The organism is Microbacterium sp. WCS2018Hpa-23 (assembly GCF_031843845.1).
Lineage (GTDB): Bacteria > Actinomycetota > Actinomycetes > Actinomycetales > Microbacteriaceae > Microbacterium.
This window is the reverse complement of sequence record NZ_JAVTIZ010000003.1, coordinates 291,124-315,825: the sequence shown is the minus strand read 5'-3', so window position 1 is coordinate 315,825 and position 24,702 is coordinate 291,124. Positions and strand designations below refer to the sequence as shown.

At 68.2% G+C, this 24,702-nt stretch carries 23 protein-coding genes; 10 read left to right on the top strand and 13 right to left on the bottom strand.

Annotation, left to right across the window (positions count from 1 at the left end):
* Positions 1–36: 36 nt before the first annotated feature.
* The 5 genes from RQG77_RS07050 to RQG77_RS07030 are packed head-to-tail and all read right to left on the bottom strand — an operon-like array spanning position 37 to position 6,198.
* Entirely contained in the window at positions 37–1,758 is a 1,722-nt protein-coding gene (locus RQG77_RS07050) for a biotin carboxylase N-terminal domain-containing protein (RefSeq protein ID WP_311244099.1), read from the bottom strand.
* Complete coding sequence (locus RQG77_RS07045; RefSeq protein ID WP_311244098.1) at positions 1,755–3,350, bottom strand: urea amidolyase family protein; 1,596 nt, start codon at positions 3,348–3,350, stop codon at positions 1,755–1,757. Before RQG77_RS07045 ends, RQG77_RS07050 begins: the two co-directional genes overlap by 4 nt.
* On the bottom strand, positions 3,350–4,150 hold the full coding sequence (locus tag RQG77_RS07040) for a putative hydro-lyase (protein ID WP_311244097.1): 801 nt from the start codon (positions 4,148–4,150) through the stop codon (positions 3,350–3,352). The genes RQG77_RS07045 and RQG77_RS07040 overlap by 1 nt, the downstream gene beginning before the upstream one ends.
* Position 4,151: 1 nt before the next feature.
* Positions 4,152–4,916 (bottom strand): 5-oxoprolinase subunit PxpA, encoded by a 765-nt coding sequence (locus RQG77_RS07035; RefSeq protein WP_311244096.1) that lies wholly within the window; start codon positions 4,914–4,916, stop codon positions 4,152–4,154.
* A 4-nt stretch (positions 4,917–4,920) separates the two neighbouring features.
* On the bottom strand, positions 4,921–6,198 hold the full coding sequence (locus tag RQG77_RS07030; RefSeq protein WP_311244095.1) for a divalent metal cation transporter: 1,278 nt from the start codon (positions 6,196–6,198) through the stop codon (positions 4,921–4,923).
* 173 nt (positions 6,199–6,371) lie between these two features.
* On the opposite strand from RQG77_RS07030, the gene RQG77_RS07025 reads away from it, so the two are divergent.
* Positions 6,372–7,028, top strand: a complete 657-nt coding sequence (locus tag RQG77_RS07025; protein ID WP_311244094.1) for a GntR family transcriptional regulator — start codon at positions 6,372–6,374, stop codon at positions 7,026–7,028.
* Between the two features lie 62 nt (positions 7,029–7,090).
* Here RQG77_RS07025 and RQG77_RS07020 read toward each other — a convergent pair whose 3' ends face one another.
* Positions 7,091–7,756, bottom strand: coding sequence for a TetR/AcrR family transcriptional regulator (locus RQG77_RS07020; protein ID WP_311244093.1), 666 nt, complete (start codon positions 7,754–7,756; stop codon positions 7,091–7,093).
* Between the two features lie 118 nt (positions 7,757–7,874).
* On the opposite strand from RQG77_RS07020, the gene RQG77_RS07015 reads away from it, so the two are divergent.
* Entirely contained in the window at positions 7,875–8,678 is an 804-nt protein-coding gene (locus tag RQG77_RS07015) for a DUF1266 domain-containing protein (RefSeq protein ID WP_311244092.1), read from the top strand.
* 98 nt (positions 8,679–8,776) lie between these two features.
* Here the strand turns inward: RQG77_RS07015 and RQG77_RS07010 are convergent, their stop codons facing one another.
* The 5 genes from RQG77_RS07010 to RQG77_RS06990 all read right to left on the bottom strand — a co-directional run bounded on the left by RQG77_RS07010 (position 8,777) and on the right by RQG77_RS06990 (position 14,715).
* Positions 8,777–9,772: a LacI family DNA-binding transcriptional regulator gene (locus tag RQG77_RS07010; protein ID WP_396653394.1), complete on the bottom strand. Its 996-nt coding sequence runs from the start codon at positions 9,770–9,772 to the stop codon at positions 8,777–8,779.
* 55 nt (positions 9,773–9,827) lie between these two features.
* Positions 9,828–11,258: a GH1 family beta-glucosidase gene (locus RQG77_RS07005; protein WP_311244091.1), complete on the bottom strand. Its 1,431-nt coding sequence runs from the start codon at positions 11,256–11,258 to the stop codon at positions 9,828–9,830.
* A gap of 5 nt (positions 11,259–11,263) precedes the next feature.
* The gene (locus RQG77_RS07000; RefSeq protein ID WP_056310182.1) at positions 11,264–12,154 is read right to left on the bottom strand and encodes a carbohydrate ABC transporter permease; all 891 of its coding nucleotides are present in this window, start codon (positions 12,152–12,154) and stop codon (positions 11,264–11,266) included.
* Positions 12,151–13,284, bottom strand: a complete 1,134-nt coding sequence (locus RQG77_RS06995; RefSeq protein WP_311244090.1) for a sugar ABC transporter permease — start codon at positions 13,282–13,284, stop codon at positions 12,151–12,153. Before RQG77_RS06995 ends, RQG77_RS07000 begins: the two co-directional genes overlap by 4 nt.
* A gap of 123 nt (positions 13,285–13,407) precedes the next feature.
* On the bottom strand, positions 13,408–14,715 hold the full coding sequence (locus tag RQG77_RS06990) for an ABC transporter substrate-binding protein (RefSeq protein ID WP_311244089.1): 1,308 nt from the start codon (positions 14,713–14,715) through the stop codon (positions 13,408–13,410).
* A gap of 267 nt (positions 14,716–14,982) precedes the next feature.
* On the opposite strand from RQG77_RS06990, the gene RQG77_RS06985 reads away from it, so the two are divergent.
* From RQG77_RS06985 to purQ, 3 genes are all read left to right on the top strand, one after another.
* The gene (locus tag RQG77_RS06985) at positions 14,983–15,513 is read left to right on the top strand and encodes an adenine phosphoribosyltransferase (RefSeq protein ID WP_311244088.1); all 531 of its coding nucleotides are present in this window, start codon (positions 14,983–14,985) and stop codon (positions 15,511–15,513) included.
* Between the two features lie 81 nt (positions 15,514–15,594).
* Positions 15,595–15,843 (top strand): phosphoribosylformylglycinamidine synthase subunit PurS, encoded by a 249-nt coding sequence (purS, locus tag RQG77_RS06980; RefSeq protein WP_311244087.1) that lies wholly within the window; start codon positions 15,595–15,597, stop codon positions 15,841–15,843.
* Entirely contained in the window at positions 15,840–16,547 is a 708-nt protein-coding gene (purQ, locus tag RQG77_RS06975; protein ID WP_311244086.1) for a phosphoribosylformylglycinamidine synthase subunit PurQ, read from the top strand. Before purS ends, purQ begins: the two co-directional genes overlap by 4 nt.
* Before the next feature lie 267 nt (positions 16,548–16,814).
* Here purQ and RQG77_RS06970 read toward each other — a convergent pair whose 3' ends face one another.
* Positions 16,815–18,077, bottom strand: coding sequence for a hypothetical protein (locus RQG77_RS06970; protein ID WP_311244085.1), 1,263 nt, complete (start codon positions 18,075–18,077; stop codon positions 16,815–16,817).
* Between the two features lie 152 nt (positions 18,078–18,229).
* Between RQG77_RS06970 and RQG77_RS06965 the strand changes: the two genes are divergently transcribed.
* Positions 18,230–18,703, top strand: a complete 474-nt coding sequence (locus RQG77_RS06965) for a VOC family protein (protein ID WP_311244176.1) — start codon at positions 18,230–18,232, stop codon at positions 18,701–18,703.
* 100 nt (positions 18,704–18,803) lie between these two features.
* Here RQG77_RS06965 and RQG77_RS06960 read toward each other — a convergent pair whose 3' ends face one another.
* Entirely contained in the window at positions 18,804–19,232 is a 429-nt protein-coding gene (locus tag RQG77_RS06960; RefSeq protein WP_056310200.1) for a DUF1761 domain-containing protein, read from the bottom strand.
* A gap of 138 nt (positions 19,233–19,370) precedes the next feature.
* On the opposite strand from RQG77_RS06960, the gene RQG77_RS06955 reads away from it, so the two are divergent.
* The 4 genes from RQG77_RS06955 (at position 19,371) to RQG77_RS06940 (ending at position 24,687) form a co-directional block, all read left to right on the top strand.
* On the top strand, positions 19,371–21,032 hold the full coding sequence (locus RQG77_RS06955) for an alpha-amylase family glycosyl hydrolase (RefSeq protein ID WP_311244084.1): 1,662 nt from the start codon (positions 19,371–19,373) through the stop codon (positions 21,030–21,032).
* Between the two features lie 90 nt (positions 21,033–21,122).
* A complete protein-coding gene (locus tag RQG77_RS06950; RefSeq protein WP_311244083.1) occupies positions 21,123–22,133 on the top strand; it encodes a LacI family DNA-binding transcriptional regulator in 1,011 nt (336 codons plus the stop codon).
* Positions 22,134–22,208: 75 nt separating this feature from the next.
* The gene (locus RQG77_RS06945) at positions 22,209–23,102 is read left to right on the top strand and encodes a formylglycine-generating enzyme family protein (protein ID WP_311244175.1); all 894 of its coding nucleotides are present in this window, start codon (positions 22,209–22,211) and stop codon (positions 23,100–23,102) included.
* Positions 23,103–23,187: 85 nt separating this feature from the next.
* Positions 23,188–24,687 carry an arylsulfatase gene (locus RQG77_RS06940; protein ID WP_311244082.1) on the top strand — a complete coding sequence of 500 codons (1,500 nt, stop codon included), beginning with the start codon at positions 23,188–23,190 and terminating at the stop codon, positions 24,685–24,687.
* Positions 24,688–24,702 lie beyond the last annotated feature (15 nt).

Below are 24,702 nucleotides of genomic sequence, written 5' to 3'. Positions count from 1 at the left end.
TGTTCAGTCGAGGATCGCGCTCAGCGATCGACCCGCTCAGGCGATGACCGCGAGCACCCCGTCGGGCGCGATAGCCGCGGAGAGCTCCGCACGATGCGAGAGCGTGCCCGACCGATGAGCGGTGACCGTGGTCTCCATCTTCATCGCGTCGAGCACCGCGACCGGGTCGCCCTCCGAGACGGTCACGCCGTCGTCGGCGAGCCAACGCACGAGCGTGCCCGGTGCCGGAGCACGCAGCTCGGTCGGATCGGATGCGGGCGCCGCTGTTCCGGCATCCGCAAGACCCCTGAGCCCGCCGAGCCCTGCGAGCAGAGCGACAGGCAGTCCGAGCACGACCCGGCGTCCGTCGATCTCGACGGGGAAGCGCTGCAGGGTCGCATCCGCGGCGGGGGCAGGCCTCAGCTGCGGCTCGAGCCGAGGCAGCAGCGTGCTCTCGATCCACTGCGTGTGCACCGCGAAGGTATCGGTGGCGAACGCCTCGTCCTCGACGGCGAGCAGGTCGAACGGGATGACCGTGGCCGGCCCCTCGACCACGAGCTCGCGCAGCGCCCGCCGCGCTCGCACGAGTGCTGCATCGCGGCTGTCGGCGTGCACGATGAGCTTCGCGATCATGGAGTCGAAAGCCGGCTGAACGACATCGCCCGCCTCGATGCCGCTGTCCCAGCGCACGCCGGGTCCGCCGGGGATCCTCAGCGATTCCACCCGACCGGGGCTGGGAAGGAAGCCGCGACCGGGATCTTCCGCATTGATGCGGAACTCGAAGGAGTGCCCCGTCGGCACGGGGGTCTCGGTGAACGAGATCCCCTCGCCGAACGCGATGCGGAACTGCTCACGCACGAGATCGGTGCCGGTGACCTCCTCGGTGACGGGATGCTCCACCTGGAGGCGCGTGTTCACCTCGAGGAACGAGATCGTGCCGTCGGCCGCGAGGAGGAACTCCACGGTTCCCGCGCCCCGGTACTGCACCTCGGCGCAGATCGCGCGCGCCGCGTCGTGGAACCGCGTGCGCTGGTCGTTCGTCAAGCCCGGGGCTGGCGCCTCTTCGATGAGCTTCTGATTGCGGCGCTGCATCGAGCAGTCGCGGTCGCCGACGACCACGACGCCGCCGCGTCCGTCGCCGAGCACCTGCACCTCGATGTGACGGGGGCTCTCGAGGAAGCGCTCGACGAAACACTCACCGCGACCGAACGCGGCGATGGCCTCACGGGTCGCCGCGTCGAAGGCATCCGCGACCTCCGACATCTCTCGCACCACCTTCAGCCCTCGCCCGCCGCCGCCGAACGCCGCCTTGATCGCGATCGGAAGTCCGTGTTCCTCGGCGAACGACACAGCCTCGGCGGGCCCGGCCAGCGGCTGGTCGGTGCCGGCCGCCAGGGGCGCTCCGACACGCTGCGCGATCCGACGTGCGGTCATCTTGTCGCCGAGCGCGTCGATGCTCTCGGGCGAGGGGCCGATCCAGATGAGGCCCGCCCCCTCGACGGCCCGCGCGAACTCCGCGCTCTCCGAGAGGAACCCGTAGCCGGGATGCACGGCATCCGCACCGCTCGTGCGTGCCGCTGCGAGCAGAGCGTCGATGGAGAGGTACGTGGTCGCCGCGGTGTCCCCGCCCAGCCCCAGGGCCTCGTCGGCGAGTCGCACGTGCAGCGCGTCAGCATCCTGATCGGCGTAGACGGCGATCGACGTGTAGCCGGCTTCGGCGCAGGCACGGATGACGCGCACGGCGATCTCTCCGCGATTCGCGATCAGCACCTTGGTCATGAGGTCTCCTTGACGGTGAAACGGACGCGCACGCCCGGCGGCAGCTGCCCGGCGAGATCGAGGCTGCGGTCGGTGAGCGCACCGATGATCGGATATCCGCCGGTGAGCGGGTGGTCGGGGAGGAACAGCACGGGCTGGCCGTCCGGAGGCACTTGAATGGCGCCGGTCACCGCCCCTTCGCTGGGCAGCTCGCCACTGACGGATCGCTCGAGGGGCACGGCGCCCTCGAGCCGGATTCCGACCCGGTCCGACCGCGGGGTGACCGTCCATTCCTGGCCGGTGAGGGTCGCGAGGGCCGCCGCGGTGAACCAGTCGTCGCGCGGGCCGAGGGTGACCTCGAGGTCGACGAGGTCGCCGGGTGCCGGCAGTGTCCGCGGGGTGACATCGGGCTCGACCGGATGCCGGGCAGAGTCGCCGACGCGCAGCACGTCGCCTGCGACCAGCGGAGCAGGTCCGAGCCCGGCGAGGGTGTCGCTCGCGCGACTGTCGAGGGCAGACTCCACAGCCACGCCGCCACGGACCGCGATGACATAGCGCAGCCCGCTGGTCGGGTGTCCCAGAGTGAGCTCGTCGCCGTCGACCGTGGCGAAAGGCGCCCCGTGGTCGATGCGACGAGTCACGCCCTGGACATCGATCAGCTCGAGAGATCCCCCAGCGCCCGCGACGGCGGCGACCCCCGGACCGCGGAAGCGCAGCACGGCACCTCCGACGCTCTCGAGCACGGCGGCGCCGGTCGCGTTGCCCACCGCACGGTTCGCCTCGCGCATCGCACGACGATCGGCGACACCCGAGGCCGAGACGCCGAGTGCCGCGAAGCCGGGGCGACCGGAATCCTGTACCAGCAGTTGCAGCGAGGGGCGCACGATCTCGACCGCGGCCTCGTTGGCAGCCGGAGAACCCGGGTCCGTCGCGCCTGCGACGGCGTGTCGGTCGGCGACAGGCCGTGCGTCGGCACGATCATCTGCGTTCTCCGACACCACGACCTGCGCCCGCACCTGCTCGAACCGGACGGTGGTGCCGGGCGACAGCAGAGCGGGAGGCTCGCGATCGATGTCCCACATCACGGCATCCGTGCGACCGATGAGCTGCCATCCGCCAGGGCTCTCGCGCGGGTACACCCCGGTGAACTGTCCGGCGAGTGCCACGGATCCCGCCGGCACGCGGGTGCGGGGCGACGATCGGCGGGGCACATCGAACAGCGGGTCACTGCTCACCACGTAGCCGAAGCCCGGGGCGAAGCCCGAGAAGGCGACCTTCCAGTCGGCCGCGAGGTGGCGGTTCACGAGTTCAGCGGCAGACACTCCCAGCAGGGATGCCGCCTCGTCGAGGTCTTCCCCGTCGTATCTCACCGGCACGATGACCTCACCCGTCACGGGCAGATGCGCTGCGTCGATCTCCGTCGCCGCGAGCACAGCCGCGAGATCGGCAGCCGAGACGATAAGCGGATCGAAGCGCACGAGCACGGTGCGAGCGCCGGGAACACGCTCGACCACGCCGAGCACTCCGTCCCAGGCCAGGTTCAGGCGCATCGCCTCGTCGAGGTCTGCCGCCTCCACGAGAAGAGCGCTGTCGGATGCGGTGAGGATGCGCATCAGACGAGGTACTCCGCATCGGGGACGTCGGTGATGAACATGTAGCCGGGCGCGTGGGTGATGGCGAAGGGAGGCTTCGAGGCCATGATCGCTGCCTGCGGGGTGACGCCGCAGGCCCAGAACACCGGCACCTCGCCCTCACGCACCTCGGGAGCCTCGCCGAAGTCGGGACGAGCCAGGTCGGCGATGCCGAGGGAGGCAGGATCGCCGATGTGCACCGGAGCACCGTGCACGGCGGGGGTCCGTCCGGAGATCTGCACGGCATCGGCCACGCGGTCGGCCGGGATCGGCCGCATCGACACGACCATCTCGCCGCTCAGGCGGCCCGCCGGGGTGCATGGCACCGATGTGCGATACATCGGCACGTTGCGCCCGAGCTCCTGGTGGCGGATCGGGATCCCCGCCTGCACGAGACCGGACTCGAACGTGAAGCTGCATCCGATGAGGAACGAGACGAGGTCGGGATGCTCCGCCCACGCCGCCGTCGCGTCGGCCACCTCTTCGGCCAGTTCGCCGTCGCGCCAGATGCGATACCGACCGATGTCGGTGCGGATGTCGCTGCCGGGCGTGAGCCTCGACTCGACCTCGCCCTGTTCGATGACCTCGAGCACGGGGCACGGCTTCGGGTTCCGCTGCGCGAAGAGCAACGTCTCGAAGGCCCAGTCGGCCGGCACGGAGATCAGGTTCGCCTGCGTCAGCCCGACCGCGACACCGCTCGTCGGCTCGGCGTGCCCCACACGGATGGCCGCGCGCGCTGCACGTGCGGCGGCGAGCTGGTCGGCGGTGGCGAGAACGGTCATGTCAGACCCCCGCGAACGGTGCGATCGTGATGCCGGCATCCTGCAGCATCCGCTTGGTCTCCGCGGCCATGGCCACCGAGCCGGGGCTGTCGCCGTGCACGCAGATCGACTGTGCGCTGACGACAACATCGGTGCCGTCGATCGCGCGGATCACTCCCTCGCCGGCGAGGCGCACCATGCGCTCGGCGACGGCCGCGGGATCGTGCAGCACAGAGCCCGGTTCGGTGCGCGAGACGAGCTGACCGTCGGGCTGATATGCCCGGTCGGCGAAGGCCTCGGCCGCGATCTGCAGGCCCGCGCGCTCGGCCACGTCGAGCACGACGCCTCCTGCGAGGCCCAGCAGCACGAGGCTCGGATCGATCGCACGGATGGCTGCCACGACATCCTTCGACTGCCGCTCATCACGGGCGATCGTGTTGTAGAGCGCTCCGTGCGGCTTGACGTAGGAGACCGTGCCGCCGACGGCTGCGGCAAGACCGATCAGGGCTCCGAGCTGGTACTCGACATGCGCCTGCAGCGTCGCCGAATCGATGTCGACCTTGGTGCGGCCGAAGTTCTCGTAGTCGCGGTATCCGGGGTGAGCACCGATCACGACGCCACCGGCCGCAGCACTCGCGAGGGTCTCGCGGATGCCCTCGGGGCTGCCCGCATGGAAGCCGCACGCCACATTGGCACTCGTGACGAGGCGCAGCATGCTCTCGTCGTCGCTGACCACCCGATCGGGGACGTTCTCTCCGAGGTCGGAGTTCAGGTCGATCGATGTCATGGGGTCACGCTCCGATTCCGAGGAAGGCGAAGATGGGGCCCACCGAGACGATGCCCATGTACCAGGTGAGCAGCGTCACGAGCGTACCGGCGACGAGCAGCCACATCGGGTACTTCTTCGAGCCGAGCAGGTCACGGCGGAACCAGCCGATGTACATGAAGACCGTGAGGCCGATGGGAAGGATCAGTCCGTTGAATCCGCCCACGAAGACGAGGATCGCGGCAGGCGCGGTGCCGATCGAGAGGTAGACGATCAGCGAGACGACGATGAAGGCGACGGTCGCCAGCTGCAGCGGCCAGCCGCCCTTGAGCTTCTTCGTGAAGGTCGAGAGGAAGGTTGCCGACGTGTACGCCGCCCCGATGACCGAGCTGATCGCGGCGGCCCAGAAGATGGCGCCGAAGATGCGCAGTCCCGCGTCGCCGAGCACGGCACCGAAGGCCTGACCCGCGGGGTTCGCCGCCTGGCTCGAGAGGTCGAGCGAGACACCGGAGGCGACGACACCGAGGATCGCGAGGAAGAGCACGTAGCGCATGATGCCGGTGACGAGGATTCCGTTCGCCGCGGCGCGCATCACGGGGCCCGCCTGCTCGGGACCCGTGTGACCCGAGTCGAGGTACCGGTGCGCGCCCGAGTAGGTGATGTATCCGCCGACTGTTCCGCCGACGATCGTGGTGATGGTGGCGAAGTTGAGCTCATCCGGCACGAACGTCTGCCGCAGCGCCTCGCCGATCGGCGGCTGGGCGATGACGGCGACGACAACGGTCATCACGATCATGCCGATGCCGAGCACGACCAACACGATGTCCATCACGGGCCCTGCCTTCTTGATCAGGAAGATGATGATGGCGAGGGCCGCAGTGAGCATGCCGCCGAGTTTCGGGTCGATGCCGAGCAGCGCGTTCAGCCCGAGGCCACCACCGGCGATGTTGCCGATGTTGAAGGCCAGGCCGCCGATCACGACGAGCACGGCGATGACGTGGCCCGAGAAGGGGATGGCACGGTTGGCGAGCTCTCCGGCACGCATGCCGGAGGAGGTGATCATGCGCCAGATGTTCAGCTGCACTGCGATGTCGACGAGGATCGAGACCAGAATCGCGAAGGCGAAGGCCGCGCCCATCGTCGCGGTGAAGGTGGCGGTCTGCGTGATGAATCCGGGGCCGATGGCGCTGGTGGCCATCAGGAAGATCGCGCCGATCACGGCACTGCGGCCGGCGCGCCTCTTGGCGGCGGAGAGCCGGACTTCGTCTTCTGCGGAGAGCGGGGCTGCGGTGTTCTCAGACATTGCGGGGGATTTCCCATCGTCGTTGGTGGGTGTCGAGTGCACCCAGTGTAGAACGGATTGAGCAATATTGTTCAACAACTTTGTTTCCGCTGTGCTACGACGGAGTTCCATTCGCGTAATGGCCGAGACCGGCGGTCGAACGATCCGTAGCGACCCCCGCCTACGATGAAGGCATGAACCAGCAGGGCATGCTCGCCGATGCGCTCCGACAGCAGATCATCGACGGAGCCTTCGCGCCCGGTTCACGGCTGTCGGAGTCGGCCATCGCCGAGCACTTCGCCGTCTCACGCAACACGCTGCGCGAGGCGTTCCGCGCCCTCTCCGAGCAGGGACTCCTCGAACACGTCCCGCACCGCGGCGTCTCCGTCGCCTCGCCGTCGATCGCCGACGTCATCGACATCTATCGCGCACGCCGCATCATCGAATGCACCGCGCTCCTGCACTCCGAGCCCGAGCATCCGGCGGTCCAGCAGATGCAGGAGGCGGTGCTCGCGGCTGAGGCGGCCGCCCGCAATGCGGTCCTCGACGACACCGAGACCTGGCGCGCGGTCGGCAGCGCCAACATGGCGTTCCACGTCGCTCTGGTGGCGCTGGCCGACAGTCCGCGCCTGGCGCGCACCTATCGGGACCTGGCCGCAGAGCTGAGACTCGCCTTCCTGAAGATCGACGACCCCCGATCGCTGCACGAGCCGTTCGTCCGCAAGAACCGCGCCGTACTCGACACGTTCCTCTCGCAAGGTGCCCAGGCCGGAGCCGACGAGCTCGAGCGCTACCTCGTGCAATCGGAGCGCGTCGTACTCGGCGCGTTCGCACGCATGCAGTTGGGGTGAGTTGTTCCGCAGGGCAGCGAACCGGATGAACCACAGGATCTGAGACAGATCCCGTTCCGCACTCAGCCCTCCGAGCGGAGCGCGCCGGACGCGCGCGTTCGTACGTCCGGGTCGCGCGGAGCGAGCCGCAGCGGAAGGGGCGAGTCCGGCCTGGGGAGGCCGTAGAGCCGATGCACCCAGCGCCTCGCGTCTTCGAGCGGATAGGTGTCGCCGTAGACGGCGTACTTCATGAATATGCCTTCGAGGGTGCTGCGCAGCATGACCTCTTCGAGTGCGGGGTCTGTAGCGCCCCGCTCCCGGAAGATCTCCCGCACGATGTTCTCCGAGAGGGTCGCCTGCTCCGCATGCCGCTCCTCCGCCTCGGCGTACAGACGGTGGGTGCTCGGCTGCTGCTGCATCGCGAACACCGCTCGCTGCACCGGCAGCGCATAACCGGTGGCCGTGAGAGCGCCATCGATGATGCCGGCCAGACGCAGATCGGCGGGGCCCTCGACCTGGGGAATCCCGAACAGCACGTCGAACCAGCTGTCGAGCACAGCCGCGATCAGCTGGTCCTTGCCACCGAAATGGTAGTTCGCCAAACCCTGCGCGACGCCCGCGCGGCGAGTGATCTCCGCGATGCTCGCACCCGAGACACCGCGCTCTGCGAACAATTCGATCGCAGCCTCCAGGATGACCTTGCGGGAGCGCTCCCGTGCCAGGCGGTTCAGCTCGTCGTTGCGCGTCATGTCTAGTCCACCTCCCCAGGATTGGACGACTCGGAAAATGGATCCGAAACCTATATATTACTGATTGAACGGCTATTCAAGCTTTGCGTGTCGGCAGTGCAGCGACGGAAGGAGTGCGATGCATCCCCTCTCGTGGATCCTGCCCGCCTCCAGATTTCCGGCGTCGAGCGAATATGCGACTTCCGATGCCGCGGCGAACGAGATCGCGCTCGGGTTCCTGCAGATCCGTGCGGTTCCATCCGGTGCGTGGAACGATCCGACCGCCTCAGAGCTCGGTGACGACGAGAAGCAGGCTCTGATCGATCAGTGGGGAATCCACTCGCGGCAGGACTGGCTCGGGATGATCGAGCACCTGACGACGGTGCGCCGTCGCCGCCACGCGTGGATGCTGCATCTCGCCGTGCGCAACGACCTCGCCACCAGGCTGGGCCGCGCGCCGAGAACACGGGAGTGGCTCGACGCGATCGCCGCAGACGGCGGTGATGCGCGTGACGCGCATCCGTTCGTCGCGGGCATCGAGCACATCGAACGCGAGATCCGCCGCCGCGTCGGAGATGACATCGTGACTTCGGACGTGTACGTCCGAACGCTCGACGCCTATGCGCTGGGCCAGGCCGTCGCCATGACGACCTGGGGCGTGGCGCTCGGATACGCAGACCTCGCCGAAGCGCGCAGGATCATCCATCGCATCAATGTCGAGGCCAGGCCGTGCTTCGTCTCGTGGGCGGACTTCGGACTCAGCTACCTCGCCGGACGCATCATGCACTGGAGCGACGGCACCCTCGACGACGACTCGTTCGCCAAGTACGGCGGAGGGTGGCACGACTTCAAGGATGCTGCGTCGGCGAAACGTCACGGCCCCTGGGCGACCCTCCCCTGGCCCGCCCCCATAGAACTCAGGTCGCCACACCCGATCGGCTGACCGCCCAGAACCACGGATGCGGACCAACCTGGAGGGGCGTCTGGTCCGCGTCCGTGTCATCTCCCCCTCCGCCGGCGGTATCCGGCGACCGCAAGTCGCTACGAAGAGGCTCGCACCACCAGCTCGGTCGGCAGGATCGTGACGTGCTCAGGATCGCGGCCCGCGAGTCGCGAGAGCAGGACACCGGCCATCGCCTCGCCCTGCGCGTACATCGGCTGCCGCATCGTCGTCAGCTCCGGATCGGTGCTCAGCGCCACCGAGGAATCGTCGAACCCGACCAGCGCGACATCTTCGGGAACACGGATGCCGGCGGCGCGCAGCGCCGTCAGCGCACCCCGTGCCATGAGGTCGCTCGCCACGAAGATCGCGTCGGGGAGCCCTGCCGCTAGGATGCGCCGCGCGGCATCCGCTCCGCTGGACTCGCTGTAGTCACCGGCCTCCTCCGCGAACGGCGAGAGCCCTGCGTCGGCCAGCGCACCTCGGAATCCCTGCACACGGTCGACAGACGACACCATCGTCAGCGGGCCGGAGATGGTCGCGATACGGGTGCGTCCCGTCTCGATCAGGTGCGCAGTCGCCGTGCGAGCGCCCGCGACGTTGTCGACGTCGACCACGTAGTCGCCCTCGCGGATCCGCACGGGCCTGCCACCCCAGACCACCGGCACCGCGTCGGCGACCCGGTCGATGAAGGCGTCGCTCGTGTGATGCGACACGATCAGCGCGCCGTCGACGCCGCCGTTGCGCACGAAGCTCGTCATCTTGTCGCCGGGGTCGTCACTCGCGATGAGCAGATTGAGCAGGTAGTCGGAGCCGCGGAGCGCGCCCGTGATGCCCGCGACGATCGCCGCGAAGAACGGGTCGCCGAAGAAGCGGGTGGTGTCCTCGGGCACGATCAGCGCGATCGCGTGGGTCTGCTTCGAGGCGAGTGATCGGGCCGCACGGTTGGGCACGTAGCTGAGTTCCTCGATGGCCCGCTGCACGGCGAGGAGTGCCTCGGGGCTCACGGCCGTCGATCCGTTCACGACGCGCGACACGGTCGATCGCGAGACTCCGGCGGCCGATGCCACCTCTTCGATGGTCGCTCGCAGTGACACGACTCTCCCTCCGTCCGGCGGCGAAGCCGGATGCTCCCTGGTTCGCCGCCCGGCGTCAGAGAGCGCGAGCGGCGATGATGCGAGCGTACTCCCGACCGGAGTCCTTCAGACTCCGCTCCTGGGTGTCGTAATCGACGCGCACGATCCCGAAGCGCTTGTCGTAGCCCCAGGCCCACTCGAAGTTGTCGAACATCGACCAGTAGAAGTAGCCGCGCACGTCGACGCCGGCCTCGGCCGCATCGAGCACCGCGCCGAGATGCAGACGCAGGAACTCGGTGCGGTCGTCGTCATGCACGCGGGTCTCGCCGTCTTCGACGACCGCGACGTCGTCGTAGGCGGCGCCGTTCTCGGTCATGTACAGCACGGTTCCCGCGGGCTCGGCGTACTCCGTCCACACCCGCTGCAGCAGGCGGGTGAGCCCCTCTGGCTGCACCTCCCAGTTCTGCGCCGTGCGCGGAAGACCGCGCTCGACCGAATGGATGCCGTCGCTCGAGGGGTAGGGGCTGCGCCCGACACGATCCGTTGCTGGTCCGCCGCTGACAGGCTTCTGCGCCGGAGCCGAGCCCGAGACGAAGTCGCCGTGGTAGTAGTTGACGCCCTGCGTGTCGATGCGCTGCGAGATGACGTCGAGGTCGCCGTCATGCACGGCAGCCGTGAAGCGCGCCACGGCGTCGGCATCCACCGCCCTGATGTCCCTGATGATGTCGTCCGGGTACACGCCGCGGTAGATCGGGTCGAGGAACCAGCGGTTGAACTGGCCGTCGACGCGGCGTGCGGCGTCGACATCGGCGGGGTTCGTCGGGTCGGCAGGGTCTGCGACCGTGTGGTTCAGCGTGATGCCGAGGTTGAGGCTCGCGTCGCGCCCACGCAGCTCGCGCACCGTCTCGCCGTGCGCGAGCAGCAGGTGATGGGCGGCGAGCAGGCCCTCGGCGACGCTCGTGTGGCCGGGTGCGTGCTCGCCGCCGGTGTACGAGAGGAACGATGAGCACCACGGCTCGTTCAGCGTGGTCCAGACGTTGACACGGTCGCCCAGGGCGTCGTGCATCGTCCCCGCGTACTCGAGGAAGCGCCCCACGGTGTCGCGGTTAGTCCAGCCGCCGGTCTCCTGCAGCGCCTGCGGCATGTCCCAGTGATACAGCGTCAGCCAGGGAAGGATGTCGTTCGCGAGCAGCTCGTCGACCAGGCGCTCGTAGAAGTCGACGCCCTTGGCGTTGACCGCACCTCCGTCAGGTCGCACCCGCGACCAGGACGTCGAGAAGCGGTACGTCTGCAGTCCGAGCTCCCTCATCAGTGCGACGTCCTGCGGATAGCGGTGGTAATGGTCGCACGCCACGTCTCCGTTGTCGCCGCCGATCACTGCGCCGGGCACCGTGCTGAAGGCATCCCAGATCGACGCGGTGCGCCCGTCTTCGAAAGCCGCCCCCTCGATCTGGTACGCCGCTGTCGCGGCGCCGAACAGGAAGTTCTCGGGAAAGGCTCGGGTCATAGGGGTCATCCTTTCACCGCGCCCGCCATGATGCCACTGACCAGCTGGCGTCCTGCGACGACGAACAGGACGAGCAGCGGGAGGGTCGCGAGCACGGCTCCGGCGAGCACGATCGAGTAGTCGATGTAGTAGCCGGACTGCAGCTGGCTGAGGGCCGTCTGCAGGGTCGGGTTCTGCGGGGAGAGCACGATCAGCGGCCAGAGGTAGTCGGTCCACGCCGTCATGAAGGTGAAGAGGCCGAGGATCGCCATCGCGGGTCGGGCGGCGGGGATGCCGACGGTCAGGAACGTGCGGAACTGGTTCGCGCCGTCCATGCGCGCGGCCTCGATGAGCTCGTCGGGGATCACGTCGACCAGGTACTGCCTCATGAAGAAGACTCCGAACGCCGTGACGAGGGTCGGCACGATGACCGCGCCGATCGAGCCGGTCCACCCGAGCTCGCGCATCAGCATGAACAACGGGATGATGCCGAGCTGCGTCGGGATCGCCATGGTCGCGATCACGAAGATCATCAGTCCGTCGCGACCCTTGAAACGCAGCTTGGCGAAGGCGTAGCCCGCGAGCGTCGAGAACGTCACGACCGACAGCGTGATGATCGCCGAGATGAGGAACGAGTTGCCGAGAGCCAGCCAGAAGGGGATCGCGTCGAACACCTTGGCGGCGTTGGCGAAGAAGTTGCCGCCGGGGATCAGCGGCAGGGTCTCGCCGCGGGTCGCGTTGGTGCCGCTCGCCACGACGACCGACCACCACAGCGGGTAGACGCTGCCGATGATGAAGGCGGCGAGCAGCCCGTAGGTGAGGAATCCGGGGCGGCTGCCGATTCCGGCGTTTCCGCCGACGGCTCCGCGGCGCCTGCGGATCTTCTCGGGGACGCTGAGTGCCTGGGTGGCGGTCATCGCGCGTTCTCCTCGGTCGTGGTGGCGATCGTCGTGGCGGGGGCTGCCGTGGCGGCGGCCGTGACAGCGGTGGCGGCGGCAGCGCTGGCGGTACGTGCGCGGCGGCGGGCGGCTCGATTCTTCGGGGAGTCCCCGGTCGAGATCCGCCGAGAGATGAGGAAGTTGATCACTCCGATGCCGACGATGAGCAGGAAGAGCAGAATGGCGACGGCGGATGCTTCGCCGAGGTCTCGGCGGAAGAACGCGAGCTCCCACAGGAACAGCACGGTCGTCTGGAACTGTCGATCGCTGCCTCCGATGCCGCCGGCCGTCGAGACGTCGAACAGTCGCGGCTCGGCGAAGATCTGCAGACCACCGATCGTCGCCGTGATGATCACGAAGATCAGCGTCGGACGGATCGTGGGGATCGTGATCGAGAAGAAGCGGCGGGCGGCTCCTGCACCGTCGAGGGCGGCGGACTCGTAGAGGTCGCGCGGGACCGCCTGCATCGCGGCGAGCAGGATGAGGGCGTTGTAGCCCGTCCAGCGGAAGTTCACCATGATCGCGATCGCGAGGTGCGACAGCGCCGTGTCGTGCTTCCACTCCTGGTCGGCGATGCCGATCAGGTTCAGCAGGTTGTTGGCCAGGCCGTCGGCCTCGTTGAAGATGCTCGAGAAGATGATGGCGACGGCCACGGGCGTGACGACGAACGGGATGAGGATGCTCATGCGCCAGAACGTCGGGGCACGGAGGCCGCGATCCAGCAGGTACGCGATCACCAGGGCGACCGCCAGCTGCGGGATCGCGGACAGCAGGAAGATGCTCAGGGTGTTGAAGATGGAGTTCCAGAACATCGCATCGCCGAGGATCTCGATGAAGTTGCCTGCTCCGACGAACTCGCCCTGCCCCTTGAGCAGGTCCCACTCGTGCACGGCCACCCACACCGTGTAGATCAGCGGGAACAGGCCGACCAGTCCGAACAGCAGGAAGAACGGCGAGATGTAGAAGTACGGCGACGCGTTCTGATCGAACCGCGAGAGGCGGTGCCGCCAGGGACGCCGGCCGGCGGCATCCGTCTTCGGGCTCTTCGCGCTCTTCGCGTATTTCGTCGACGCGGCCGCCGTCTCCGAGCGCTCATCGGTGAGTGTCATGACTCTTCCTTGGTCCTGGTTCCGGTCCTGGTGCGTGCGTCCGAGGGGTTCCGGTCGCAATCCGTGCCGCCCCGACAGAGGCGGTGCGGCACGAACTGCGACCGGAAGGGATGCGTGGGTGGGTCAGTCGACCAGCTCGTTCAGGAGCTTGATCGCTGCATCCCAGGCACCCTGGGTGTCGGTGTCTCCGCGGTCGAGCCCGCTGAGGGCCGGGCCGAAGACGTTCTCCTGGATGACGGAGTCATCGGCGCCCTTGAACTGCGCGACGACGCCCTTGGCGCGCTCCGCGAGGATCGCTCCGGTGGGCGCGTCGTTGAAGAACGCGTTGGGCGTGGCCTCTGACGACAGCGTCTCCTGAGCGGTGATCGTGGAGGGGAAGTTGCCCGCGGCCTCGGACTGCGCGACCTGCTGCTCGGGCTGGGTCAGCCAGTCGGCGAGATCGGCCGCGGCCTGCTTGTGCTCGGAGCTCTCAGGAATCGAGAGGAACGCGCCGCCCCAGTTGGCTGCGCCGCCGGGGAAGACGTCGGCGAAGTCCCAGCCGGTGGAGGCGTCTCCGCCGCCGGCCTCGACCTGGCCCTGCACGACTCCCAGCATCCAGCCCGGGCAGACGAAGGTGGCGAAGGTGCCGTCGACGAACGACTTGCCGCCGTTCCAGTCCCATGCGGTCTGGGCTGCGGACTGGCCGCCCTCGGTGGCCGCTCCGAGCATCTCGAAGCGCTCCTTGAGCTCGGCGTTGTCCTCGACGTTCAGCTCGCCGTCGGTCGTGTAGTAGCCCTCGTCGAGCTGGTTGACCATGGCGTTCCAGACGAAGCCGGAGTGGTCGTACCAGGCCTTGCCGGTCTTCGCGGTGTACTCGGCGCCGACGGCGAAGTAGTTCTCCCAGTCGCCGTTCAGCAGCTCGGCGACCGACTCGCGGTCGCTGGGCAGCCCCGCAGCCTCGAAGGCAGCGCCGTTGTAGCAGATGCCGCTCGGTCCGATGTCGGTGCCGTAGCCGATCACGCGGCCCTCGGCATCCGTCGCCTGTCCGTACTTCCAGTCGACCCAGTCGGCCTTGCGGTCTTCGATGCCGTAGTCGCGCAGGTCGACGAAGGTGTCGGAGACGTCCATGATGGCGCCGAGCCAGCCCTCTTCGATCGCGACGATGTCGCTCAGGCCCGAGCCTGCGGCGATCTTCGTGAAGGCATCGGTGCGGGCGTTGCCGCCGGTGTCGATGTTGGTCGCCTCGATCGTGACGTTCGGGTGCTCCTTCTCGTAGGCCTTGTAGAGGTCTTCGTATCCGAAGGTTCCGAACGTGGTGACGGTCAGCGTGACCTTCTCGTCGCCGCTGGCGCTGTCGCCGGAGTCGGCGGAAGCGCAGCCGGCGAGGGCCAGAGCGGCGACGGATGCGACGGCTGCTGCCGCCAGGATCCGGGTGCGGGCACGTGTGTTCACAGTTCACTCCTTTGTGGTGGGTCGTGCGGTGTTGGTGCGGGTGGTGCTCGGGGTGGTGCGTGGTGTTCCCGTGAGGAATCTCGTGGGAGCGCTCCCACGCACTGTCCAGTGACTCTATGGGAGCGCTCCCACGGTGTCAAGCCCGTGCAGTTGATGACGCTTCACGGATCATGTGTCGGATCACGGACGATCCGCTCCGAACACTCCGGGAACCGTCCGGCACTCCGTGAATCGTCCGGTCACCGCAACGCGGCGTACCCTTGTCCGGTGCCCGACACCGAACTCGCTCCCGCTCTCGTCCGTGCCGAATCGCTGATCCGCAGCATCCCGGACTACCCGGAACCGGGGATCATCTTCCGCGACATCACTCCGCTGCTCGCGGACGCCGAGGCGCTCCAGGCCACCACCGAGGCGATCATCGCGCCGTTCGCCGGCCAGTTCGACGTGGTCGCGGGCATCGAGGCCCGAGGCTTCATCCTCGCCGGGGCTGCGGCGATCGCGGCCGGAGTCGGCCTCATCCCGATCCGCAAGGCGGGCAAGCTGCCCCGGCCCGCGGCATCCGTCGACTACGCCCTCGAGTACGGCACCGCGACGATCGAGATGCACGACGACCTGCCCGCGGGATCACGCGTGCTGCTCATCGACGACGTCCTCGCGACGGGCGGAACACTGGCCGCCGGCCGCGAGCTGGTCGAGCGCCTGGGCAGCCACGTCGTCGGCATCTCGGTGCTGTTCGAGATCGATGGACTCGGCGGCCGCGACGCGATCGGCGACCTGCACACCGTCTTCCACGCCTGAGGCGCGACACCCCGGGAATCGAGCGAGTCGCGAGCCGGTAGACTGAGCACGCCCGTCCGCCCGCGACTCCCGGAGCCGTTCATGCCCACCATCGTCGTCGACGTCATGCCCAAGCCCGAACTGCTCGACCCGCAGGGGAAGGCCGTGTCCGGCGCATTCTCCCGTCTGGGCGTCGAGGGCTTCTCCGATGTCCGCATCGGCAAGCGCTTCGAGCTCACCGTCGAGGGCGAGGTCACCGACGAGATCCTCGCCGAGGCCCGTCGCATCGCCGACGAGGTGCTCTCCAACTCCGTGATCGAAGACGTCGTGGGCATCGAGGTCACCGAGTGACCACGCGCATCGGCGTCATCACCTTCCCCGGCTCGCTCGACGATCGCGACGCGCAGCGGGCCGTCCGCATCGCCGGCGCCGAGCCCGTCGCCCTCTGGCACGGCTCGCACGACCTCGAAGGCGTCGACGCCCTCGTCCTGCCCGGAGGCTTCAGCTACGGCGACTACCTGCGCGCCGGCGCGATCGCCGCACTCTCGCCGATCATGGCCGAGGTCAAGGACGCCGCAGCCAAGGGCATGCCGATCCTCGGCATCTGCAACGGCTTCCAGATGCTCGTCGAGGCGCACCTGCTGCCCGGCGGCCTGATCCGCAACGACCACCAGCACTTCGTTCGTCGCGATCAGAAGCTCATCGTCGAGAACTCCGACACGGCCTGGACCAACCGGTTCCGCACGGGCCAGGAGATCACCATCCCGCTCAAGAACGCCGACGGCGGATACATCGCCGACGAAGAGACGCTCGACCGTCTCGAGGGCGAAGGTCTCGTCGCGTTCCGCTATGCCGGCGTGAACCCGAACGGATCGCTGCGCGACATCGCGGGGCTCACCAACGAGGCGGGCAACGTCGTGGGGCTGATGCCGCACCCCGAGCACGCCACCGAGGCGGGATTCGGCCCCGACACGTCTGCCGCCATGCGGTCGGGCATTGACGGACTCGACTTCTTCACGAGCGCGATCGCGGCAGTCGCCCGCGTCGCCGCATAAGCACCGGACGCGCGGCTTCGGCCGACAGGCGGGGTCGGTCCCTTCCGTCGCGACCGCCCCCGGTCGGCGACGCATCCGCGCCGCGGCCGGGGCCACTTCCGCATCCGCGCACGCAGCCGGGGCCACTTCCGCATCCGCGCCGCGGCCGGGGCCACTTCCGCATCCGAACCGTCCGAATCGGATGCCTTTTTGGCCCCGCATCATGCCGACGATGCGCATCCGGCCCACCCCGGCCCAGGGGGCGGAGAATCGGCGCCTCTCCGCCTATCAGTCGGCCGGGAGGGTGAACGGATTGTCGCCGGCCGCCGCGAGCAGATACCAGGCCGTGGCACCCGTGTGGAGGCTCGCGTAGTAGAGGTCACCGAAACCCGAGTCCAGGCCGTCGGTCGAGGTCGCGACGATGCCCTTGCCGTCGCCGTTCGCCGCATCGCGCTGTCCGAGACGGATGCTGTCGAGCAGCGCCTCGGCGCGGTCGGCGTCGCCTGCCGCGCCGCGCAGCTTGAGCGCGAGCGCCAGGTGCCCGCTGCCCTCGAACCACACCTTCGAGACATCGGTGTCGCTGATCGACGGCCCCCGATACTGGCCGTCTGTGGCGATGAGGTTCGCGAGGGTCCAGTCCAGTGCTGTGTCGTAGCGGTCATCGCCGGTCGCGAGCGAGGTCCATGTCTGCGAGTCCAACGGCACGGGGTGGGTGTTCACCGTGCTCCCGTCGAGGAGAGTCCCGGTGTCGACGTGCCCGTCGGCACTCTGCATCGCTGCCACGAAGTCCGTCGCGACCGCCGCGCGGTCGGCCCACACCTGATCGCCTGAGACCTCGGCGAGCTGGGTGAAGAATCCGGCGATGTCGCTGTTGTGCTCGGTGGACTTCCACACGAGCGAGGTGCCGTCTTCGAGCTGACCGCCCGTGTAGCCGTAGGGCGCCCGCACCATGTCTGCCGTGTTCGTCTGGATCCACTGGGCCGTCTGCAGCGCCCCGTCGAGGTACTTCTGCTCGCCGGTCGCGTGGAAGAGCCGCGTGAGGGCCATGCCCACCCACGCCTGGTTGCCGGTGAAGGTGCCGGGGCCGGTGATCTCGACCCGTCCCTGTCGGATGCCGTGCGGCTCGTAGGAGGCGCGAGTGCGCCCGTCGCCGATCGGGTCGTTCTCCTGCACGAAGAGCAGGGTGTCGCCGATCGCCTGAGCACGGCGGATGTCGTCAGGCAGCCCGCGTGCCGTGTAAGCGATCACGACGAGGGCGTCGTCGTAGACGAACGAGGGGGTGAAGTCCCATGTCGGCAGGTCGGTGAAGAATCCGCCCTCGTAGCTCCGCGGAAGGCAGTGGCCCTCGCCGTCGCAGAACTGGTCGACGCGTGCATCGAGGAACTCGTATGCCAGCGCGACCGACAGAGTGGGATCGGGGGCTGCACCCTCGGCCGGGTCATCGGGGATCGAGTCGCCGGAGGCGGCGGTCGTCGCTCCCGCGACCAGCGCGACCGCGACGAGTGCGGCGGCGATCATCCACGGAGCCGAACGGCGCGATGAACCCGACATGACGACCCCCTCGGTCCGAACAGCGGTCCGAGTGCGGGCCCCGCAGGCGACCAAGAGGTCACGTGCAAAATGCTGGCATACCAGGAAGTCTCGGCGGAAGTGGCGAAGGTCTAGTCTTTCAGCGCCTGCCGACGTCGCAGCCGGCGAGTAGCATCCGAGGCACGCCCATCACACTGGAGAACGTCGGCATCGCCGTGCGCGACCTCGAAGCCACCATCGCCTTCTTCACCGACCTCGGACTCACGATTCTCGGTCGAGACGAGGTCAGCGGCGAGTGGGCAGACACCGCCGTCGGCCTCGACGGCAACCATGCGAAGATCGCCGTCCTGCAGACACCGGACGGTCGCGGGCAGCTCGAGCTGTTCGAGTACATCCACCCCGATGCGATCGAGACCGAGCCGACACTCGCGAACGAGATCGGGATGCACCGCGTCGCATTCTCGGTCGACGACATCGACGAGTCGCTCGCCATCGCCGCCCGGCACGGGTGCCACCCGCTGCGGGGAGTCGCGAACTATCAGGGCGTCTACAAGCTCACCTACCTGCGCGGCCCCAGCGGCATCCTCGTGATGCTCGCGCAGGACCTGACGACGACCCCGGCGGATCAGCCGACCGACGAAAGCTAGCCGAGCCAGTCGAGATCCGGCGAATCAGCCGAGACCCGGCGAATCAGCCGAGACCCGGCGAGCCAATCAAGACCCGGCGAATCAGCCGAGACCCGGCGAATCAGCCGAGCGCCGGCGGCCAGACGCCGATGAGCACTGCCATGATGACGATCGTGACGAGCTCGTGCGCGATGTTCATGACCGTCAGCCCCGTCGGGCGCCCCTCGAACGCGTCGTGGGTGATGAAGCGCGCGGCGGTGAATCCCGCCCACAGCAGCACACCGGTGACGACCGCAGCCCAGAAGAACGACCCGTCGTAGAAATGCCAGGCGATGGCGGATGCTCCGGCCAGCACCCATGACGTGATGAAGCTCACGATGACGGTCGTGATGATCGCCATGGTCGCACTCGAACCCGGCCGATCCATGTCGACGTTCGCGAGCTTCGACCAGCGCGTGCCGAACACCTTCGGCGCGTACCAGACCGAGCCGACGATCATGCTCGACGCCGTGGCGATGAGGACCGCCCAGTAGTTGATCTCGGGAACCATGACAGCCTCCAGTCATCGGATGCCCGAAGCATACTCCCGGACTGCAAGTCACCGGGGAGTGGTGTGGAATATCACACGACCGAATCGATTCGAACCCCGCTCTGGCAATCATGTAAGCGTTTGCACTAATCTGTTGCCATGGAACAGCTTGAGCAGATCGCAGCCCCCGGTTCCGAGTGGTGGCGCAGTGCGGTCATCTACCAGATCTACCCCCGTTCGTTCGCCGACGCCTCGGGTGACGGCATCGGCGACCTGCCCGGCATCACCAGCCGCCTCGACTCCCTGAAGGAGCTCGGCGTCGACGCGATCTGGCTGAGCCCGTTCATGACGAGCCCGCAGCGCGACGCCGGCTACGACGTCGCCGACTACCGCGACGTCGACCCGCTGTTCGGCACGCTCGACGATTTCGACACCATGCTGAAAGAGGCGCATGCCCGCGGCATCCGCGTGGTCGTCGACCTGGTGCCGAACCACTCGTCGGCCCAGCACGCCTGGTTCCAGGAGGCGCTCAAGGCCGCCCCCGGCAGCCCCGAGCGCGCTCGCTACATCTTCCGCGACGGCAAGGGCAAGAACGGCGAGCTGCCCCCGAACAACTGGGAGTCCGTGTTCGGCGGCGGTATGTGGGAGCGCATCACCGAGGCGGACGGCACCCCCGGTCAGTGGTACCTGCACATCTTCGATCCCACGCAGCCCGACTTCGACTGGAACAACGAAGAGGTCCGTGAGGAGTTCCGCTCGATCCTGCGCTTCTGGCTCGATCGCGGCGTCGACGGATTCCGCGTCGATGTGGCGCACGGCATGATCAAGGCCGAGGGCCTGCCCGACTACACCCCGCCGGCCGACGCCGACTCGATGGGTGGCGGCGAAGCCGATGTCCCCTATTGGGGCCAGGACGGCGTGCACGACATCTACCGCGACTGGCACAAGGTGCTCGCAGAGTACGACGGCGACCGCGCTCTGTGCGGCGAGGCCTGGATGCCGACGCTGAAGCAGACCGCTCTGTGGGTGCGCCCCGACGAGATGCACCAGACCTTCAACTTCCCGTACCTGATGACGGAGTGGGATGCGAAGGCTCTCGGCGACGTCATCCGCGAGTCGCTCGACGCGTTCGGTGCCGTCGGCGCCCCCAGCACCTGGGTGCTGTCGAACCACGATGTGGTGCGCCACGCCTCGCGCCTGGCGCTCACCGACGACAACCCGCAGGGTGAGGGCATCGGCCCGAACACCCCGCACAAGCCCGACACCGCCATCGGCCTCGCCCGCGCCCGCGCGGCGACGACCGTGATGCTCGCACTGCCGGGTTCCGCGTACCTGTACCAGGGCGAGGAGCTGGGGCTTCCCGAGGCGATGGAGATCCCCGACGCGTTCCGTCAGGACCCGACGTGGTTCCGCACGAACGGCGAGCGCTACGGACGAGACGGATGCCGCGTCCCGCTGCCCTGGGAGGCGGAGGCTCCGGCCTTCGGCTTCAACGAGACCGGCGCCTCGTGGCTGCCGCAGCCCGCCGATTGGGCCGCATACTCGCGTGACGTCGAAGAGGTCGACCCCGCGTCGACGCTCGCGCTCTACAAACGTCTGCTCGCCGGACGCCGTGAGTACGGTTTCGGCAGCGGATCGCTCGTCTGGGAGGACGCCGGAGCAGATGCCGTGGCATTCCGCCGCGGCGACGTGCACGTGCTTGCGAACCTCGGAACCGAGCCGCTGCCGCTGCCGACCGACGCGTTCGTGATCCTGCAGAGCCAGCCGTTCGACGGTGGCGCAGTTCCCGTCAACACGGCCGTCTGGTACACCAAGGCGTAACGTCGCACCACGTTCCGGTCGCAGTTCGCGCCGCCCACGGCACCGCCCGACGGCAGGAACTGCGACCGGAACGCCTCAGAGAGGAAACCCATGGCGAGCATCGATGAGGTCGCCCGGCTCGCCGGGGTCTCGACGGCCACGGTCTCGCGCGCGCTGAGCGGCCGAGGTCATGTCTCGGAGTCCGCGCGCCTGCGCGTGCAGGAGGCAGCGTCCGCGCTCGGCTACGTCGTGTCATCCCGGGCCTCGAGTCTGGCATCGGGCCGCACCCGCAACATCGGCGTGGTCGTGCCCTTTCTCGACCGCTGGTTCTTCAGCACCGTGCTGTCGGGGGTGTCGTCCGCGCTGATGCGCGAGGGCTACGACATCACGCTCTACAACATCACCGCCGACAAGGATGTGCGCCGACACGTGTTCGACACGTTCCTGCGCCGCCAGCGGGTGGATGCGGTGATCGCGGTGTCGATCGAGCTCGACGACGACGAGACCCAGTACCTGCTCGACCTCGGCCTGCCGGTGATCGCGATCGGCGGTCCGAACCCGAAGCTCGACACCCTCACCGTCGACGACGTCGCTGTCGCGCAGCTCGCGACAGAGCACCTGATCGGCCTGGGTCACCACGACATCGCGCACATCGGTGCGAACCCCGAGTTCGACATCGACTTCCATATCCCCACGAACCGTCGCCTCGGTTTCGAGAAGGCGCTGGCGAAGGCGGGCATCGCGCTGAACCCCGCCTTCCTCGAACCCGCCGACTTCACGGTCGAGGGCGGATACCGCGCGGCGAAGCAACTGCTCGGCCGCCCCGGCCCTCGCCCCACGGCCGTGTTCGCGGCGTCGGACGAGATGGCGATCGGCGCCCTCCTCGCGGCGCGCGACCTCGGCTTCGCGGTGCCGGAAGACCTCTCGATCGTGGGCATCGACGGCCACGAGCTGGGCGAGTTCTTCCGCCTCACGACCGTCGACCAGTTCCCCCTCGGGCAGGGCGAGCGAGCGGCCGATGCCGTGCTCGCCAAGCTCGCCGAGGGCGACGCCGCCGGCATCCCCGCGGCACTCCCCTACGAGCTGAACGTCCGAGGGACGACCGCGCGCCTGATCCCCTAACCCGCAGCGGGCGAGCGCTCCGCCACTCCTGCCCGCCTGGCCGCTACGCTGGCGCGGGTGACGAACATTCGCGACATGGTCCTGATCCCCGGCGGCACCTTTCGGATGGGGTCTGAGGACTTCTACCCGGATGAGCGTCCGGTGCACGAGCGCGAGGTCGCATCCTTCGAGATCGACCGCTACGAGGTGACGAACGCCCAGTACGCGGAGTTCGTCGATGCCACGGCCTACGTCACCGTGGCCGAACGTCCGCTCGATCCTGCGGCCTTCCCCGACGCCGACCCGAACGACCTCGTTCCCGGGTCCATGGTGTTCACCCCGACCTCCGGCCCGACGGACCTCCGCAATTGGCGCAACTGGTGGCGCTGGCAGGCGGGCGCCTCGTGGCGGCATCCGTTCGGCCCCGACTCGTCGATCGATGACCGGCTGCAGCATCCGGTCGTGCACATCGCGTTCGAGGATGCTGTCGCCTACGCCGACTGGGTCGGGATGCGGTTGCCCACCGAGGCCGAGCACGAGTACGCCGCCCGCGGCGGCGTCGACGGAGCCGCGTTCGCGTGGGGCGACGAGACCTATCCCGGCGGCGAGGCTCAGGCGAATTCGTGGCTGGGGCGCTTCCCCTACGACAATCAGGGGGTGGGCGGTACGGCCCCTGTCGGCTCCTACGCTCCCAACGGCTACGGCCTCTACGACATGATCGCGAATGTCTGGGAGTGGACGAGCGACTTCTACACCCCGCGGCACCTGAAGCTGTCGGACAAGCCCGTCGATCCCGGCAAGCGGGCGAACCTCCTGGCCGCGGCGAGCGCGCAGGAGGGGCTCCCGAGCATCCCGCGCCGTGTGCTCAAGGGCGGGTCACACCTCTGCTCCCCCGATTACTGCCTGCGTTTCCGGCCGGCTGCCCGCTCGCCGCAGGCCGAGGACACCGGAATGTCGCACATCGGATTCCGCCTCACCCGTTCGGTGTGAGGGGGCCCTGGGCATCCACCGATGCTCCTGATTGGCTGAGCCGCACGGGCACCTGCCCGGCTTCACCGCCGACCGAGGAGCGATCATGTCCGACAAGCCCAACATCCTCATAATCTGGGGAGATGACATCGGTATAGCCAACCTGAGCACGTACACCGACGGGCTGATGGGCTATCGGACGCCGAACATCGATCGGATCGCCCACGAGGGTGCGAAGTTCACCGACTACTACGGCGAGCAGAGCTGCACCGCCGGACGCGCGGCGTTCATCACCGGGCAGAACCCGTACCGCACCGGCCTCACGAAGGTGGGTATGCCGGGTGCACCCCTGGGCCTGCAGGCCGAGGACCCGACCATCGCCGATGCGCTCAAGCATCACGGCTACGCCACCGGCCAGTTCGGCAAGAACCACCTCGGCGACCGCGACGAGCATCTGCCGACCGCCCACGGCTTCGACGAGTTCTTCGGAAACCTCTACCACCTCAACGCCGAGGAAGAGCCGGAGCACCCCGACTACCCGACCGACGAGGAGTACCCCGGATTCAGCGAGAAGTTCCGCCCGCGCGGCGTGATCCACTCCTGGGCGAACGACGACGGCACCCAGCGCATCGAAGACACGGGCCCTCTGACGAAGAAGCGCATGGAGACGGTCGACGAGGAGTTCCGCGACGCGGCGGCCGACTTCATCCGCGCTCAGGCCGACGACGACACACCGTTCTTCGTGTGGTTCAACTCGACGCACATGCACTTCCGCACTCACACCAAGGAGGAGAGCAAGGGTCGGGCCGGTCGCTGGCAGTCCGAGTACCACGACACGATGCTCGATCACGACGATGTGGTGGGCAGCCTGCTCGACCTGCTCGACGAGCTGGGTCTCGCCGAGAACACGATCGTCATGTACTCGACCGACAACGGCCCGCACATGAACAGCTGGCCGGATGCCGGCATGACACCGTTCCGCAACGAGAAGAACTCCAACTGGGAGGGTGCCTATCGCGTGCCGGCGATGATCCGCTGGCCCGGGCACATTCCTGCCGGCACGACGCTGAACGGCATCGTCAGCCACAACGACTGGTTCGTCACTCTGCTCGCGGCGGCCGGCGACGCCGACATCGCCGAGCGGCTGAAGTCGGGAACCGAGTTGCACGACACCGAGTACAAGGTGCATCTCGACGGCCACAACCAGCTCGATTACATCACGGGTGCCGTCGAGCACAGCCCTCGGAGGCACTTCTTCTACGTCTCCGACGACGGTGACCTGACGGGGCTGCGCTTCGAGAACTGGAAGCTGGTCTTCCTCGAGCAGCGCGCGGCCGGAACGCTCCAGATCTGGCAGGAGCCGTACATCGAGCTGCGGTTCCCCAAGCTCTTCAACCTGCGCACCGACCCCTTCGAGCGCGCCGACATCACCTCGAACACCTACTGGGATTGGGTGATCGACCACGTCTTCCTCTTCGTGCCGGCGCAGGCGTACGTGGCACGCATGCTGCAGTCCCTCAACGAGTTCCCGCAGCGACAGGAATCGGCATCCTTCACGATCAACCAGGTGATGGCGAAGCTCCAGTCCACAACCGGAAGCTCTTGACCTCACCGGCCGCCA

What these genes read in the sequence shown, in the direction of transcription:
- RQG77_RS07050 (WP_311244099.1), bottom strand. Translation starts at nt 1,758, where the DNA reads ATGACCAAGGTGCTGATCGCGAATCGCGGAGAGATCGCCGTGCGCGTC.
- RQG77_RS07045 (WP_311244098.1), bottom strand. Translation starts at nt 3,350, where the DNA reads ATGCGCATCCTCACCGCATCCGACAGCGCTCTTCTCGTGGAGGCGGCA.
- RQG77_RS07040 (WP_311244097.1), bottom strand. Translation starts at nt 4,150, where the DNA reads ATGACCGTTCTCGCCACCGCCGACCAGCTCGCCGCCGCACGTGCAGCG.
- RQG77_RS07035 (WP_311244096.1), bottom strand. Translation starts at nt 4,916, where the DNA reads ATGACATCGATCGACCTGAACTCCGACCTCGGAGAGAACGTCCCCGAT.
- RQG77_RS07030 (WP_311244095.1), bottom strand. Translation starts at nt 6,198, where the DNA reads ATGTCTGAGAACACCGCAGCCCCGCTCTCCGCAGAAGACGAAGTCCGG.
- RQG77_RS07025 (WP_311244094.1), top strand. Translation starts at nt 6,372, where the DNA reads ATGAACCAGCAGGGCATGCTCGCCGATGCGCTCCGACAGCAGATCATC.
- RQG77_RS07020 (WP_311244093.1), bottom strand. Translation starts at nt 7,756, where the DNA reads ATGACGCGCAACGACGAGCTGAACCGCCTGGCACGGGAGCGCTCCCGC.
- RQG77_RS07015 (WP_311244092.1), top strand. Translation starts at nt 7,875, where the DNA reads ATGCATCCCCTCTCGTGGATCCTGCCCGCCTCCAGATTTCCGGCGTCG.
- RQG77_RS07005 (WP_311244091.1), bottom strand. Translation starts at nt 11,258, where the DNA reads ATGACCCGAGCCTTTCCCGAGAACTTCCTGTTCGGCGCCGCGACAGCG.
- RQG77_RS07000 (WP_056310182.1), bottom strand. Translation starts at nt 12,154, where the DNA reads ATGACCGCCACCCAGGCACTCAGCGTCCCCGAGAAGATCCGCAGGCGC.
- RQG77_RS06995 (WP_311244090.1), bottom strand. Translation starts at nt 13,284, where the DNA reads ATGACACTCACCGATGAGCGCTCGGAGACGGCGGCCGCGTCGACGAAA.
- purS (WP_311244087.1), top strand. Translation starts at nt 15,595, where the DNA reads ATGCCCACCATCGTCGTCGACGTCATGCCCAAGCCCGAACTGCTCGAC.
- RQG77_RS06970 (WP_311244085.1), bottom strand. Translation starts at nt 18,077, where the DNA reads ATGTCGGGTTCATCGCGCCGTTCGGCTCCGTGGATGATCGCCGCCGCA.
- RQG77_RS06960 (WP_056310200.1), bottom strand. Translation starts at nt 19,232, where the DNA reads ATGGTTCCCGAGATCAACTACTGGGCGGTCCTCATCGCCACGGCGTCG.
- RQG77_RS06955 (WP_311244084.1), top strand. Translation starts at nt 19,371, where the DNA reads ATGGAACAGCTTGAGCAGATCGCAGCCCCCGGTTCCGAGTGGTGGCGC.
- RQG77_RS06950 (WP_311244083.1), top strand. Translation starts at nt 21,123, where the DNA reads ATGGCGAGCATCGATGAGGTCGCCCGGCTCGCCGGGGTCTCGACGGCC.
- RQG77_RS06945 (WP_311244175.1), top strand. Translation starts at nt 22,209, where the DNA reads ATGGTCCTGATCCCCGGCGGCACCTTTCGGATGGGGTCTGAGGACTTC.
- RQG77_RS06940 (WP_311244082.1), top strand. Translation starts at nt 23,188, where the DNA reads ATGTCCGACAAGCCCAACATCCTCATAATCTGGGGAGATGACATCGGT.